This is a genomic window from Polaribacter sp. L3A8 (genome assembly GCF_009796785.1).
In the GTDB taxonomy this organism is placed as follows: Bacteria; Bacteroidota; Bacteroidia; order Flavobacteriales; family Flavobacteriaceae; genus Polaribacter.
In genome coordinates, this window is the sequence record NZ_CP047026.1 from 1,650,292 (window position 1) to 1,667,617 (window position 17,326).

Here is a 17,326-nt window from a genome sequence, read left to right on the forward strand (position 1 = left end):
AGGAAATTTAGTTGATACTAATTTTTTTAGTAAAACTCCCGTTCGAATTTCTTATTCTAACAATATAAATTCCCTTTTTTAAATTAGCTGTATTTATTTTTACTTCTGCCTGTTTTAAAGCGTTCTTTTTACTTGCTACATTTTGTCCTAATAAATTATATATCTGTACCTCATCTAGCACTTCGTTTGATGAAATAAGTAGTTCTGATTCTAAATTCTTAACAGTAAATTTATTTACAATACTAGATTCTAAACCTAATACGGTTTGATTAAAAGTAATAAAAAAACGATTATTATAAACACCAGAATCTAGATTTACTATTGCATTACCTGAAGTAATATCAACATAGTTCTTAGTTACACTATCATATAAATAAACCTCAGAATCTATATATGTCATTTCATCTACCTTAAAAGTAACATCTCTATTTAAATTGGTTTGAACTTTTAAAGGTATCCTTAAAGATTTATTAAAATCTTCTATACCTGTAATAACATAAGGGTAATTATTCCCTTCAATATTTAAAGCTAAATCGGTAGATTTATAATCCCACATTTCTGCTTCATATCCATCTTCATACTCATTTGTTAATCCTCTAAAACCTACAGACACTTGTCTATGATACGTTTGGTTTGTTAACAAAAACTCAAAGCCTATTCTTAAAATAGGAAAAGATGTTTTTTTAGTAACAGAACTATTTTTATGAAAAACTTCTGTTACTGTACCCGAAACATCAAAAACTCTTTGTGCATTATTAAAACTTACAGTACCTCCAGAAGCCGATGCTTCTACAAAAAAACCTTGACCAATATCTATATTCTGACCAGGAGTTTTCGTTCCTGCTCCACCAACACTAGATGCCGGAGTTCCTATACCCGAAGCTCTAGTTGCATAACCTCCTAAATATTCTCCTTTTACATGAGATGTATCATCACCAGACTCATAAAAATAAAGAGTTCCAACAATAACTCCAGAATTATCAGCAATAAAAGTATCTGCATTTATTGGAGACGGATAAGGGTTTCCTAAAACACTCCATGTACCAGAACCATAAGCAGCTATTTCACTTTTGTAATCTCCATCGTTAGGTCTACCTAAAAATGTATAATTTTGCCCCGTTGCATTTCCTGTACTTTTTTTAGTAAAACCTTCTACAGGATTTAATAACGTTGTAGATTCATTTATTTGCCTTGTCCAATCATTACTATTTACAAGTTTAGCCAACCATCTTCTACTTAATATTATAGGAGAAGTACTATTATCTCCATTATAATTATCTGTAAAAGTAATATCTAAAGGTGTACCCGTTGCTGCTAACGGAATTGTACCATCTTTTAAAACACCCTTTATATTGTATGTTTCTCCATTTGTTGTTACTGGAGAAGACCAATAACTTGTTTGATAAACGTTAGATAAATTTCCTTTTACATCTTTATAAAGGTTTCCAGAACCTGATGCATTTTTAACACCTGTATGTGTTTGCTTTAATTGAGCACTGCCTAATAAACGAATATCTCCATTTAATTCTAACGCATTTGCTATTGTAAGCTCCACTCCATCTGCAACAGTTAATGTTTGTCCGCTTTCTACATGTAAACAATCGCAATTTGTATTTGCCGTAATTGTAACATCTCCCTGTGTTCTAATTGCTTTGGTTAAATCTGTACCGCTATTATCTGGTGTTCCAGAATTATTTCCACCTGTCCAAGTTCCATTATACACAATTTCATTATCATCACATTCTATAAAATCGAATCCTAAAATGTTTGTTTGTGCAACTGCAAAACTTACAGCTGCTGCATTAGAACTTGTAAAAGCTGCGTCTGTAAATGTAAAAATTAAATTAGCTGCAGCTTCATCACTATTTATGTGACTAATGGCTTTTCCTGTAAAACTTAATTGTGCTTCTGTTGATGAGTTAAGCGTTAATACTGCGGTTAACCCAGGAGGAACATCCCCTATTGTAACTTCTGAAGCTGTAAAAGTCCCTGAACTCGCAAAAAAAGTATCCCCTGTTAGGGTAATAATAAAAGGCGTTGTTGTGTCGTCTATAGTTCCATCATTTGGTGTTTCTGGTAAAAATCCTTTGGTGTAATACTGGTTCATTTCATCATCACCAGTACCCGTAATATAAAATCGAGAACCATCTCCATTAAAAACAATATCTGTCACAGTTCCTTCTTCAGTGGCAATAGAAAAGGTATTTGTATTTGTTATTGTACCCGATGTAACATCAAAATTGTTAGTTAGCATAAATTCATAAATATTATCTCCTGTATCACCTGCTACAAAAAATTTGCTACCATCATTATTAAATGTAAATCCTTCGGTTTTTGTATCAACAGAATTTACAGAATAAAATCCATCAATATTACTAGCAAGCGTTGTTAAGTCATAATTGCTAGAAAGTGTAAATTGATAAATTCGATCTGTACTACCCGCTAAAACAAATAATTTAGATCCATTAGCATTAAAAAATAAATCTCTTGGACTATCTTCATTATCCGTTGCAGCTATATGTAGCGAAAAAGTACTTGAATAAGTTGCTGATGACAAATCGAATGGAGAGGATAACGCATATTGGTTAATTTCACTATCTTCACTACCAATCACAAATAGAATTGTTCCTGTATTATCAAAAGCCAATCCTTCTAGCACTGTTTCTTCAGATTCAATAAATAAAGTATTCACTAAAGTTCCTGAACTAATATCATAAGGAATTGAAAGATTCATTTCTAAAACTCTATCTGATGTAGAACCTACTACAAACAATTTTGTTCCATCCGTATTAAAAACCATCCCTAGTGGATTTAATTCTAATGTTACAAATATAGTTGATGCCGAAGGAGTTACTGAAATAGTGCTAAAATCGTACGTTGGTGACAAAGCATACTCTTTTATGTCTTGATCTACAAAACCAGCCACATATACTTTGGTTCCATCATTATTTATTAAAAGTGCTTCAGGTTTATCCTCTGCTAATAACTTAATAGAATTTGTTTTAGTGCTAAAAGTTGATAGATCATAACCTGTTCCTAAATTGTAGGTATTTATATCATCGCCCGAATAACCTATTACATATAATTCTTTACCATTATTATTAAATTCGATTGCTCTTGCTTGCGTTTCTTCTCCACTAATATCCAAATCATCAGTAACTGTAGCTGTAGAAATAACATAATCAGTACCTAAACCAAACTCAAAAACCTTATCTGAACTATGATCTACAATAAACAACTTTGAGCCATCTGCATTAAATCTAAAACCAGAAAGTTCATCTCCATGATCATCTGGTACTAAGTACGCATCAATAGCTGCTTCTGCGTTAAAAGAAACCGGAATATTTATTCCCGTATCAATACTAGAAACATTCCATGGAGTAGGTACTACGTATTCTATTACATCATCTCCTGCTCCACTAAGAATATACATCTTTGTTCCGGTAGCATTAAAAATAACATCTTGCGGATTAGATTCTTCACCGGAAACATCAAAATAACCAACTATTGGACCTCTAGTTGAAATATCAAATGCCGTACTTAGTGAACACTGAACAACATAATCTCCATCCGAACCTATCATATAGAGCTTAGTTCCACTATCACCAAAAATCATACCCGTAGGTTTTATTTCTTGCGTAGGTACTACATATGCACCAACATGAGTAGGAGAAGTTATATTATAGCTACCACTACCTGAGTATGATAAACTTTGGGCTTTTAAAGATATCTGCATAAATGCAAATATTACAAATAAGTATATTGTAAATTTCATAGTTGAGTTAATTCTATTACGTTTTTGAATAACTGAACAGTAAAACTACAAAATGTCTTTAATTATTAAATAGTAAAACTATTTTTTCTTTTTCAACATTAACCACACACCTAATAAAACTAGTGGTATACTTAATATTTGACCTGTATTTAAAGCGTTTAAAACCCAATCTTCTCGTCCATCTACTTGAGCTTCTTTTAAAAACTCTATAAAGAATCTTAAAGACCAAAGTACTACCATAAAAAGACCAAAAAGGTAACCTGTTTGTTTTTTCTTATCTGTTTTCCAATACAAATGCCACATCACAAAAAACAAAGCTAAATAACTAAACGCTTCATATAATTGTGTAGGGTGTCTTGGTATGGTTTCTCCTGCTGCTTTAAATATTACTCCAAAACTAGAACCTGTTGCTTTTCCATAAATTTCTGAATTGAAAAAGTTACCAAAACGGATAAAGAAACCTGCCAAAGCAACCACAATTGCCAATCTATCTAAAATAAATAACCAAGGTTTTTGTAAATGCTTTTTTGCATAAAAATATAAAGCGATAGGGATTCCTATTGCTGCTCCATGACTAGCAAAACCTGTAAAACCTGTAAATTTCCATCCTTTTATAAAGCCAAATAAAGAATCCGTTGCACTTTCTTTAATTGGTAAAAATATTTCTAATAAATGATTTTGATAATAAGACCAACTATAGAAAAACACATCGCCCAAACGCATACCAACAAGCATAGAAACAAAGACATACATAAATAATACGTCTAGTTTTTCTTGTGGAATTTTATCTTCTATATAGATTTTTTTCATCAGTCTTAAACCTAATAAAAATGCTGCTACAAACATTAAACTATACCAACGAACGGTAAAAAAACCTAAATCTATTCCTATTGAAGGATTCCATGTAATTGCTAAAAAGCTCATATTTTTCTTATTCTATGTCTGGTCGAGTGCAGTCGATACCTTATTAATAAACTGTAATTTATAAAAACCTCTCGACTGCACTCGAGGTGACAACTATTATTTTTTCTTTTCCGGAACAGGATCATAACCACTTCCTCCCCAAGGATGACAACTAAATATTCTTTTTAATGCTAACCATCCGCCAGTAAACAAACCATGTTTTTGTAAAGCCTCTATTGTGTAGTGTGAACACGTTGGACTGTATCTACAAGTTGCTGGTGTAAATGGTGAAATTGCGGTTTGATAAAAACGAACCAACAAAATAAATGGAAAAGACAATATTTTTTTCAATGATTAAACTTTAAGAATTAAAAAAAAGTTCTCGATACAATTCCGATGAAAAATCGGAATTGTATCGAGAACTGACATATTTGTAATTCATTATTTTCAATTCGTAATTATTTTTTTAGTTAATTAAAAAAGTGGTGCCTTCTTTACCGTCTTTTAATTGAATTCCTAAGGTTATTAGTTCATCTCTAATTTGATCTGACAAGGCCCAATCTTTATTTTCTCTCGCTTCTTTTCTTAATTTAATCAACAATTCTACAACACCATTTATTTTTTCTGAATTGTCTTGAGAATTTTCATTCATCAACCCTAAAACATCAAAAACAAATGCATTAATTGTAGTTTTAAATTCGGCTAAATCATCTGCCGTTAAACTTGCTTTATGTTCTTTAATTTGATTAACAACCTTTACAGCCTCAAATAATTGCGGAATTAACATTGGTGTATTAAAATCGTCATTCATTGCAGCATAACAATCCTTCTTCCATTTTTGCACATCAAACGTAGATGTTTTACCTGCTTCTATCTTATCTAAAAAACTTACAGCTTCCATCAATTTAGAATGTCCTTTTTCTGATGCTTCTAATGCGTCTCCAGAAAAATCTAAAATACTTCTATAATTGGCTTGCATATTAAAGAAACGAACTACACTTGCAGAAAATGGTTTTGGTAAAATGTTATTTTCTCCAGATAAAATTTCATTTGGTAAAATAAAATTCCCTGTAGATTTTGCCATTCTCTGTCCATTTAAAGAAAGCATATTTGTGTGCATCCAATAATTTACTGGCGTAACTCCACTACATGTTTTAGATTGTGCAATTTCACATTCGTGATGTGGAAATTTTAAATCCATTCCACCTCCATGAATATCAAAACTTTCGCCTAAATATTTTGTACTCATTACAGAACATTCTAAATGCCAACCCGGAAAACCATCACTCCAAGGAGAAGGCCAACGCATAATATGGCGTTCGTCTGCTTTTTTCCAAAGTGCAAAATCTTGTGGATTTTTCTTATCAGATTGCCCGTCTAAAGTTCTTGTATTATGTAGTAAATCTTCTACTTTTCTACCAGAAAGAATTCCGTAATTTTCTTTTTTATTGTATTCTAAAACATCAAAATATACAGAACCATTTACCTCATACCCAAAACCTTTTTCTATGATTTCTTTAATCATTTCTATCTGCTCTACAATATGTCCTGTAGCAGTTGGCTCTATACTTGGTGGTAAAAAGTTGTAATTTTTTAAAACATCATGAAAATCTACAGTATAACGCTGTACAACTTCCATCGGTTCTATTTGTTCTAAACGTGCTTTTCTTGCTATTTTGTCTTCGCCTTCATCTGCATCATTTTCTAAATGACCTGCATCTGTAATATTACGGACATAACGCACTTTATAGCCTAGATGTAGTAGATATCTATACACAACATCAAAAAACATAAAGGTTCTAACATTACCTAAATGTGCGTTGCTATAAACGGTTGGACCACAAACATACATACCTACATATCCGTCTGTTATGGTTTTAAAATCCTCTTTATTTTTAGTTAAAGAGTTGTATACTTTTAGTTGATTTTCTTTGTACAGTTCCATTAAATAAGTGACTTATTACAACCGATAAAGATAGACACTTTAAAAAGAATACCGAAATGGAATTTGTTAGAACTTTGCTAACTTTTTTAAAAATTAAAAAAATTTTTAAATAAAATTGAATCGTATTTACCACTAACTATTACTCTTGCCTTTTAAAATTAATAAAAGGTTAATTGCATTATAATAAATAAAAGGTGTTTTATTTTAAATTATTCTTTTAAATACCTGTAATTACATTCGTAGAAAAGTAAAAAAGACAACATCTTTTATTGATATAAAAAGACTTTTAAAATTAAAGAAATTCCTTCTCTAACATCTCTTTTAAAAACAGAACAAGTAGTATTTTTGTCGATTCTAAAAATCTCTTCAAAACAATTAAATGGTTAAGAAAAGTTTATTATCATTAGCATTAGGAACTTTTGCAATAGGAATGACAGAGTTTACAATGATGGGTATTTTACCAGATATTGCAAAAGACTTAAACATTGATATTCCGTCTGCAGGACATTTAATTTCTTTATACGCTTTAGGGGTTGTTATTGGCTCGCCTATTCTTGTCTTATTTACGGCAAAATATTCACCTAGAAAAGTATTAATTTTTCTGATGTTACTCTTTGCCGTTTTTAACGGATTATTTGCCGTCTCTCCTATATATTCTCTATTATTGGTTTCTAGATTTTTGTCTGGCTTACCACATGGCGCTTTTTTTGGAGTAGGGTCTGTAGTGGCTGCAAAATTTGCTGATAACGGCAAAAAAGCACAAGCAATTGCCATAATGATTACTGGCATGACAGTTGCCAACTTAATTGGAGTTCCTTTAGGCACCTATATTGGTCATCATTTTTCTTGGAGATATACCTATTTAATAATCAGTTTGTTTGGTTTATTAACAATGCTTTCTATTTATTTTTGGATTCCTAAAATGCAACCTCTTACTCAAGATAGCAAGAAAAATCAATTAGCTTATTTTAAAACAAAAAAAGCTTGGATAATTATTGCAATTATTTCTATTGGAACAGGTGGTTTATTTGCTTGGTTAAGCTACATAGCTCCTTTAATGACAGAGGTTACAAAGATTAATGAAGACGGAATTCCGTTTGTAATGATTTTAGTTGGTTTAGGTATGATTATCGGGAATTTATTAGGCGGAAAATTAGCAGATATAATTACACCTCAAAAAACCGTATTTGTATCCTTTATTTTTATGATACTTTGCTTAGTTACCATCTATTTTACTGCACACATTCCTTTTATGAGTTATTTAATGGCTTTTATAACAGGTATTGCTGGTTTTAGTTGCTCATCACCATTACAAATGTTACTCATAAATTCTGCAAAAGGATCCGAAAGTATTGCAGCAGCTGGTGGACAATCTAGTTTTAATTTAGGAAATACTATGGGTGCTTTTTTTGGCGGATTGCCAATTACCTATGGGTACGCTTATAACTCGCCATTACTTATTGGTATTGCTATGACGTTTATTGGTATCTGTTTTTCTTATTACTACTTGGTTATGCTTAAAAAAGATTAACTTATTTCACTCCAAATTTTAGAAGTTTTAGACAATTCTGAATACGCATTTCTAATACTTTTATTTTCTGGTTTAGATAAATTAGAGTCTTCTTGCAATAATGAAATAGCTGTATTTCTTGCAGCTACTAAAATTTTAGAATCTTTTACAACATCAGCAATTTTAAGGTTTAAAACACCACTTTGCTGTGTACCCATTAAATTACCTGGTCCTCGTAGCTTTAAATCTACCTCAGCTATCTTAAAACCATCGGTAGTATCTACCATGGTTTTTAATCGTGTTTTTCCTTCTTCAGAAAGTTTGTAACTAGAAAGTAAAATACAGTAACTTTGGTCTCCTCCTCGTCCTACTCTTCCTCTTAATTGATGTAGTTGCGACAATCCAAAACGTTCTGAACTTTCAATAATCATAACACTTGCATTGGGTACATTTACCCCAACTTCAATTACTGTTGTAGCCACCATAATTTGTGTTTCTCCTTTTACAAAACGCTGCATTTCGTGTTCTTTGTCTGCAGGTTTCATTTTTCCATGAACAATACTTATTTGATATTTTGGTGTTGGAAAATCGCGAGAAATACTTTCATAACCATCCATTAAGTCTTTATAATCCATGGCTTCAGATTCTTGAATTAAAGGATACACAACATATACTTGTCTTCCTTTTTCAATTTCATCTCTCATAAATTTAAAAACAGACAAACGGTTGCTATCATATCTATGTACCGTTTTTACTTCTTTTCTCCCTGGAGGTAATTCATCAATTACAGAAATATCTAAATCGCCATACACAGACATAGCCAACGTTCTTGGTATTGGTGTTGCCGTCATTACTAAAATATGCGGAGGTAAAATATTTTTAGTCCACAGTTTTGCTCTTTGCGCAACTCCAAATCTGTGTTGTTCATCAATAATTGCTATTCCAAGGTTTTTAAATTTTACTTTATCCTCTAAAAGAGCATGTGTTCCTATTAAAATATGTAGCGTTCCGTCTTCTAAATTAGCGTGAATTTCTCTTCGCTTTTTTATTCGAACAGAACCCGTTAATAAATCTACATTTACATCCATGTCTTTTAACATTTCTGAAATTGCATGATAATGTTGTGTTGCTAAAATTTCTGTTGGCGCCATAATAGTAGCCTGATAACCATTATCTATTGCCATAAGCATTGTTAATAAGGCTACAATGGTTTTACCAGAACCAACATCTCCTTGTAAAAGACGATTCATGTGTGCACCAGAAGCAACATCTTTTCTAATTTCTTTTAGCACTCTTTTTTGAGCATTTGTTAAAGAAAAAGGGAGATGATCTTTATAAAAAGTATTAAAATAGTCACTGACGTTTTCGAAAACAAATCCTTTTATTTTAGTTTTGCTGATGAGTTTCTTTCTTAATAATTGTAATTGAATAAAAAATAATTCTTCGAACTTTAAACGACTTTGTGCTTTTGCTAAATTTTCTTGACTTTTAGGAAAGTGAGCATTTAACAAAGCGTCACGCTTACCCATCAACTTAAAACTGTCTATTATTTCTTGTGATAAGGTTTCTGTTATCGTATCAAAATACTGTTGTAATAAATGCTGAACATAGGTTCTCATCAATTTATTAGAAACACCAGAGTTTGTTAATTTTTCTGTAGATGGATATACTGGCTGCATTTTAGTTTGCAACTTTTTCTTGTATTCTGTAACCAATTCTAGCTCTGGATGCGGAATGCTAAAATTACCGTTATAATGATTTGTTTTACCGTAAACCACATAGGGTTCGTTAATTTTAAGTGCATCTTTAATCCATTTTTGTCCTTTAAACCAAACCAACTCCATGGTTCCTGTAGCATCTTGAAAAGTGGCAACCAACCTACTTCCTCTTTTTTGAGCAACTGATTTTACATGAGTAATTCTACCTACAATTTGCACTTCAGAAGAATTTGGCTGCAAGTCTTTTATTGCATAAAAAGCCGTTTTATCTATATATCTAAAAGGAAAAAAGTTGAGTAAATCATTACATGTTTTTATACCCAATTCGGTGTACATAAGCGCTGCTCTTTGTACACTAATTCCTTTAATATATGTTATTGGATAGCTTAAATTCAATTGATAAGGATATAAAAAACGAAAATACAGAAATCTACAAGAATATAAGGAAAAATAATACTTTTTGAAGACTCTAATAGTATACACCCCAAAATAACAGTCTTTTTTCTTCAAAAAAAATAGCCCTATTGATTTTTGTAATAAAAATCAATAGAACTATTTTAAACAAATAATTAATCCCAACGTTTGTTATTTACAAAACGTCATTTCGCCCCACGCGCTACTCTAATATAACTTTTTTAGAAATTTTTCCTTTTTCTGTTTCTATATTAATAATATAAATAGCATTAGATAGTTTGTTTGTTTTTAATCTCTGTTGTGTAGCTATTTGATCTAGGTTATTCCATTTACCAATTTCTTGCCCTAAAAGATTGTATAATTTCACATTTTTAAGTTGTAAATTATTTTCATTATTAATTACAATTTCTTGTGTATTGCTATCTAAGTAAACTGTAATATTTTTATTTAACACAGTAGTATTATCTGATACACTTAAAGTATTACTTTCTTTAAAGGCTAAGAAAAATCTATCTGTATAACTACCACTTGCTAATTTTAAAGAAAAACTACCGTTGTTAATTAAGTATGCTTGTTTTGTTAATTTATCTTTTATATACACATTTCTATCAATAGCATCCCACTCATCAACACCTATAACTACAGTACCTTTATGAGCTAATGAAATAAACAAAGGAACTTCTAAATCATCAGAAATACTCTGCACTCCAGCAATTGCATACTTATCATCACTATTAGGCAGTTTCCAATAAAAATCAGTTTCACCTACATCAAGCATTCCTGAATCATAACCATTATCATACCCAAAAGAATTCTCTTTTTTAAATGAAATACCAATCTGTCTATGCAACCCTAAACCTTCTTCATTTGTATAATTCATTCCTAATTTAATAATAGGAAGCTTACCTACACTCGTTCTTGTTTTTTCTGTTGATTTGTTATCACTTTTAAATAAAATAGATTCTGGCCCTTCTTTCTTATACTCTCTTTGACTATTATTAAACATTATTGGACCACCATCTGCATCTCCTAGAATAAAAAACCCTTGTCCCATAGCAATATATGCTTTAGGTACTTTATACTCTCCAGTACCCACAGCTGGCGCCCCATCAGTTACCGCACGTCCTTTTAAAATAAATGAATCTAAATATAAATTATACGCCCCTGAATTATTTGTATATATAACCTCTATTACATCATTAACTTTTATATCTTTTGATAAGCAAACATCTGTATACTGACCACTCGAAATACTTAATGGAACCGAGTGTAAAGTTCCATTAACCTTAACTCCTATAGATCCAGTACTAATAGTTTTATAGTTGATAAATAATGAATCTGCTGCTATTGTACTTGTAAATGAAACACTTTCATTTAAAGAACCAAGAACTACACCAGAAATTCCATCTAAAGAATAATCGCTTGCGCCATTGTTTTTTGTTTCTGTTTCTGCTTCTACTAAGCTTGTTACAACGTCAGCACCATTATTAGACATTACTTGATTTGCAGATAAACCCATAGAAATATTTCTAATAGCATACCCTCCTACATATCCGCCATAGTAATGTCCTTTTGTTCCTTCAGCATTCTTTTCACCAGCATGTTCCCAAAAATATAAACTACCCGTTATAGCGTTTGTATTGTCTTGTATAAACTTTTTTGCGCTCATTGCACCAGCAAAAGGATTACCAACTAAATAAGATTGATCTGCCCCAACAGCTGTTGCTAAATCTCCATCTTTTGGGGTACCTGCAAATGTATAATTCTGTTCTGGGTCTGAAGGGCCTTTAAAAATAAAACCATCAGTTTGCGCAATTGTTGCTCTTCTATATTTGTGTTCCCAATTAGATCTACCTCCTGCAGCACTACCGTAAGTATATATCCAATAATCGGCTATTGATATTGGTGCGGTGTTACTACCATTATATCCTTGTACAAAAGTTATATCTTTAGCAATATCAGATGCCCCTTGACCAATAGTACCATTTGCAGTTAATGGATTTGTACCATCTTTTAAAACACTTAAAACGGAATAAGTACTTTCTCCAATAGTATTTACAGGTGACCCCATATAATTATATCTATACATATTTGGCGCTTTAGATTTTTGATCTACCAGTAATTTACCTGTTCCTGTAACTTGCTTTACACCTTTATGGGTTTGTACCATTTGTGCTTTATTAGTGTCATCTGTACTTACCAATCTAATTTCTCCATTTAAAATAACATCATTTGTTACTACTAATAAATGGTCTGTAATACTAAAGATAGCGCCACTTTTAACGTCTAATTTACGTGCACTTAATTTTTCTAAATGATTGTAACTTTCAGACACTTTTACCTCTCTAGATCTATCAGGATAACCATTAGACCAATCACCACTTACTCTATCAGTAAAACCAAAGTTGTGTAATCCTGGTTTTATATTAGCATTAACATTTGCTGAAACAATTTCTGATAATAATGGGTCATGAGGATGACGCTCATCAGCTTCATCTAACTCATCAAACTCTAAATCATTATAAGTTATAATATTATCATTTATAAATGCCACCCATTCGGTTGAATCGAAAGTTGTATTTGGTTCTAAAATCATATCACTACGAACATAACTTGTGCTATCAGCAATACTACTAATAACATCTACTCGATTAACCCAAGCTCTACTATCAATATTTTTTGTTAATACAATAATATCATTTGCTGTACTAAAATCTGTAACAGCTGCTGCATTAGCATTATCTGTGCCTGTAATTTCTGTTACTCCTGCTAACTTATTATTTACTGTTTTAGATGAAATTAATATAGATGTATGTGGAGCTATAGCGCTTAAATTATTTATAAAAGCAGAAGGTGCTAAACTAGTTGAAGCTCCATCTTTAAACAAGGCTAGATTTGTGGTGTTTTCACCTACAATATAATCTGTAGCATTTGTTATTTCTATCCAACGTTCTGTAGGTGTTTGGTATACCTGAGTTATCATTGCTGTACCACAAGCATTTATATTTTTATCCAATGAATATGTTATATAATTAGATGGATAGGTTGTTATAGCTCTTGCAGTATCATCTGTTTCTATACTTGCTACCAATCCATTTAACCCAACTGATTGACCAGAAGAATCAATATCTAAAATAGCATCATCTGTAGCTACTGTTGTATTAGCTGTAGCATCTGTACCGTTTCCGTTGGTTACATTTGTTGTTTTTAAAATACCTGGTACACCTGCCTCTCTAACATCTGGACATCCATCTCCATCTGAGTCTAAGTCTATACTATTTTCAAGTCCGTCATTATCTGGATCATTAAAACTTGCAGGACATTGTAAAACGCTAAAAACAATATTATCAACCCCAACATCATTACCAGCACCACCGTTTGGTTGGTCATTAAAAATTACAATATCAACTTTATCTGTAGTTCCTGTAAAATTTAAGTTTACTCTTACCCAAGTATCATTATTAGTTACCCCCAATGAACTTGAAGAAACCGTTTGTAAAGTGGCTCCACTACTGTTTTGCACTTCTAGTCTAAAGATTGGCGCATCTGCACAACCATTACATAAACCAGCCATATCTAATCGAAATCTATAATCTGCTCCAATAATTAAATTATTAAGTCTATGACGATAAAACTCTATGTTACCAGTATTTACCATATTAATAGATAAGTATCTACCATTTGTAGAACCACTTGCTGGCCCTGTAAATTCATCTATATTTGCATCTACATTTCCATTTTGATCTGTACGGTTATAAGCAGGTAAACCAGGAGAGTTAGAAGAAACAATAGCATAAGAACCATCTGGTATGGCACCATTAGTATCATAAAGATGATTTTCTACATACGGATTACTTGATCTTCCTGTACCTGAACCAAAGTCTTCGCTATATAATTCTACAATTTCTACTTTATCTTCAATTGCACAATTTCCATTTTCTATAATATCAATAATACCATCGTTATCATCATCAATATCTAAACTATCATCAATTCCATCATTATCGGAATCTACTAAACAAGAACCAAAACTACCTCCTGTGGCTCCTCTTGTATCTACAAAAGCTCCGTAAACATCAATTTCATTATCAATAGCAACACTTACTAACGAAGAAGCAGAAATTTTTATTCCTGAATAAGCTTGAGTAGTCTTAAACCCTAGATTAACATCACCTGTAGCAGATGTGCCAATAATATTTGTTAATAATTCTAACCCTATTAAATTACTTGCTGATTTAGACTCTAAAACATCTCCGTTAGCATCTAAAGTAGTAATTGTGATACTATTTCTTAATACCTCTAAACTTACTAAAGCATCATCAAAACTTAACGCAAAACCAGCATAAGAACCTGCAGGATACGTATTTGTTGCGTCTCTAACAGCTAAACTAACCTTTGCAGCTACTCCCGCTGTTACATTAATTGTTGCATAATCTGTATCATCACTAGATAAAACATTACCCGTATTGGATACTGTACAACCAACACATGCTAAACCAGAAACACCTGTTTGCTGAAAATCTACATAAGTAGAAAACGTAGGTGTTGTTAAGGCATAAGTGGTATTACACTCTAATGTTGTGCTACACATTTTTTTAATGATACTATTATAAATTTTCAGCGTACCTAAATTAACACCAACGGTTGTGTTGAATTTAATTCTAACTTCATCAAATTCTGATGTTGCAAGAAAACCAATAGTTTGTCTATCTTCAAAAGCAAGTATAGGTGCACCAACTACAACATTTGCACCTGTTTTAGATTGCACTTCACTACCATTTAAATAAGTAGAAATTGTAAGGCTGTTTAACAAATCTACCTCTAAAAGTGAAGTATTTTCTATTTCGAAACCTACATTATAAGGTGCTTCAACAGTACTTACGTAACTACCTATTACATCATAAACACCTATTTCTAAAGAAGAAGCGGCACTTACATTTAAAGCTAACTCTGCATAATCTGTGGTATCTGCATTTATAATATTATTTAAATTAGTTACACTACCACCTGCACTGATTAAACCTGTACTTGCAGGCGTATACACCTCTACTGGATAAGTAGCATTTGTCCATATTACTTCTTCGTTACAAGTTAAAGCAGCTGCCGAACAATATTCTTTTATAATAGGATAATTTACTTGAACCTCTCCTAAAGTAACACCAGCAGGCTTAGAAACAGTAATTCTAATTTCATCATAACTTAAAGTAGTTATAAACCCTCTATTTTGTGACGCAGCACCTAAAAGTGGTGCATTTATAAGATTGGTGTTTCCAACACTTGTTTCTCGTATTCCATCATTTAAATAAGTGGTAATTATAATATTATCTAAAACACCTACATCTAATAAATTAGCTAAAGTCACATTAAAACCAGCATAGGTACCTGCTGCAAAAGGAGTTACTACACCTGTACCAAAATCTGGCTGTTTTTTTACTGATAAAAAAGAAGTAGCAGCAACGCTAATACCTATTGCACCCGCATTTAAAGTAGCATGATTGCTTTGGTCTAAATCAATTGTATAATCCGCATTTGCTACAACATCTCCTAAACTAAGATTAAGTCCTGTAACACCTATTTCATCTATCTCCATAGGATAATCAGGCCCTGCAATTACTTTCTCTTCATTACAAGTAAGTGTTGTAGTTTCTTCTTTATAAATTTTTACAAATGGATAATTTACAATTAAACTAGCCGCCACTCCACTAAGTCTTATTCTTATTTTATTAAATTTAGCTGGCGCTATAAAACCAATATTTTTACCTCCACTTCCCAAACCTATAATTGAAGTTAATAAGTCTGATGATGGAGTAAAACTATCAACTTGAGTAGCTCCATCGTATAAGGTAACTGTTATTGTACTTAATAAAGATATTCCTGAATCTATATTAAAACCTGCATAAGAACCACTCGGAATATCTACAAGAGAAGTAATGGTTAAATTACTATTACCTCCTAATACTACCGATCCTACAGAAGAATTACCTAAATCACTATCAATAGCATTACCTATATTGCTAAAATTAGAACTAAGAGTACTAGAACTAGTACTCGCAGTAACTCCACTAAAATTGACACCATCATTTACTAATGGTACAATTTGATTTTTAGGAAGCGTGCTAATATCATTAGGCGCGAAAATTGTTGTTGTTGTTGTTGTTGTTGTTGTTGTCTTAGCTGGATTTGTAAGACCTTTTACCTCTTTTTTATCTATAGCATAAATATTTATCATATTTAAAACTAATAAAAGGGTTAACCATTTTAAAGTAGTCGTTCTTTTCATTTTTACGGGGGATTAAAAATTGTTTAAACTGTTTGTTTTATAAAATACACTTTTAGTCTAAAATTTATATAATAAATTATATCCTAAAAGATAATGAACTTCACTATGTTGTTTGTATAAATTTTATTAAAATGACATAGCAATCATTTTAATAAAATTAGTGTTTACTTAAAAAAATACTTTAAATAAGTTTCTAATATCTTAAACTTGAAGTAAATATAATAAATTTTATTTAACAGTAAAACTATTTTATTATTAAATTCATAATAATTCACAAAAAAACAATAAACATAACACTTCGTTAACGTAAAAAACATAAACAACTACCTATGAACTCATTAAGTATATATTCTTTTCTTTTCACTTTGTTAAGGTTTTTCTTTCTAAAAATAAGAATAAAAGATAGTCACTTCATTTATATACTTTGTCTATTTTAACTTTTGTAAAGTTACCTTGCTTCTAAAAAAATAGTATTTAACAAATAAACCTATTATATAGGTTGTATATTTTCATCAATCTCTTTTATATTCAACTTACTTTTTAATAAGATCATTAGATTTTATCCTTCTTTATAAATTAAAGCTATTTTAATTATAAGCTAGTTATTTTAAATAGGTAAATGTATAATGAGTAAAAAAAGATAATTAAATAATAGAGTACAACTTATTAAAAAGAAGCCTTTTTCTAAATTTGCTATCAACCAGAAAGGATTCTTTAAAGTTTAAACAAAACGATAATCCTCTAATATAAATTCTAATTGAGAACCCCTAAAACAATATAA

7 protein-coding genes are annotated in these 17,326 nt (G+C 31.2%); 1 reads left to right on the top strand and 6 read right to left on the bottom strand.

Annotated elements, in window-relative coordinates; translation table 11 throughout:
- Nucleotides 1–7: 7 nt before the first annotated feature.
- The 4 genes from GQR92_RS06635 to cysS form a co-directional block, all read right to left on the bottom strand.
- Nucleotides 8–3,775 carry a T9SS type A sorting domain-containing protein gene (locus GQR92_RS06635; protein ID WP_158838360.1) on the bottom strand — a complete coding sequence of 1,256 codons (3,768 nt, stop codon included), beginning with the start codon at nt 3,773–3,775 and terminating at the stop codon, nt 8–10.
- Nucleotides 3,776–3,853: 78 nt separating this feature from the next.
- Nucleotides 3,854–4,699 carry a prolipoprotein diacylglyceryl transferase gene (gene lgt / locus GQR92_RS06640; protein WP_158838361.1) on the bottom strand — a complete coding sequence of 282 codons (846 nt, stop codon included), beginning with the start codon at nt 4,697–4,699 and terminating at the stop codon, nt 3,854–3,856.
- 96 nt (nt 4,700–4,795) lie between these two features.
- Nucleotides 4,796–5,029 carry a membrane protein insertion efficiency factor YidD gene (yidD, locus tag GQR92_RS06645; RefSeq protein ID WP_158838362.1) on the bottom strand — a complete coding sequence of 78 codons (234 nt, stop codon included), beginning with the start codon at nt 5,027–5,029 and terminating at the stop codon, nt 4,796–4,798.
- A 115-nt stretch (nt 5,030–5,144) separates the two neighbouring features.
- Nucleotides 5,145–6,623: a cysteine--tRNA ligase gene (gene cysS, locus GQR92_RS06650; protein ID WP_158838363.1), complete on the bottom strand. Its 1,479-nt coding sequence runs from the start codon at nt 6,621–6,623 to the stop codon at nt 5,145–5,147.
- Nucleotides 6,624–7,002: 379 nt separating this feature from the next.
- On the opposite strand from cysS, the gene GQR92_RS06655 reads away from it, so the two are divergent.
- The gene (locus tag GQR92_RS06655) at nt 7,003–8,154 is read left to right on the top strand and encodes an MFS transporter (protein WP_158838364.1); all 1,152 of its coding nucleotides are present in this window, start codon (nt 7,003–7,005) and stop codon (nt 8,152–8,154) included.
- Here the strand turns inward: GQR92_RS06655 and recG are convergent.
- A complete protein-coding gene (gene recG / locus GQR92_RS06660) occupies nt 8,151–10,247 on the bottom strand; it encodes an ATP-dependent DNA helicase RecG (RefSeq protein WP_158838365.1) in 2,097 nt (698 codons plus the stop codon). The two genes, GQR92_RS06655 and recG, sit on opposite strands and share 4 nt — an antisense overlap.
- Nucleotides 10,248–10,467: 220 nt before the next feature.
- The gene (locus tag GQR92_RS06665) at nt 10,468–16,545 is read right to left on the bottom strand and encodes a T9SS type A sorting domain-containing protein (RefSeq protein WP_158838366.1); all 6,078 of its coding nucleotides are present in this window, start codon (nt 16,543–16,545) and stop codon (nt 10,468–10,470) included.
- Nucleotides 16,546–17,326: the final 781 nt, after the last annotated feature.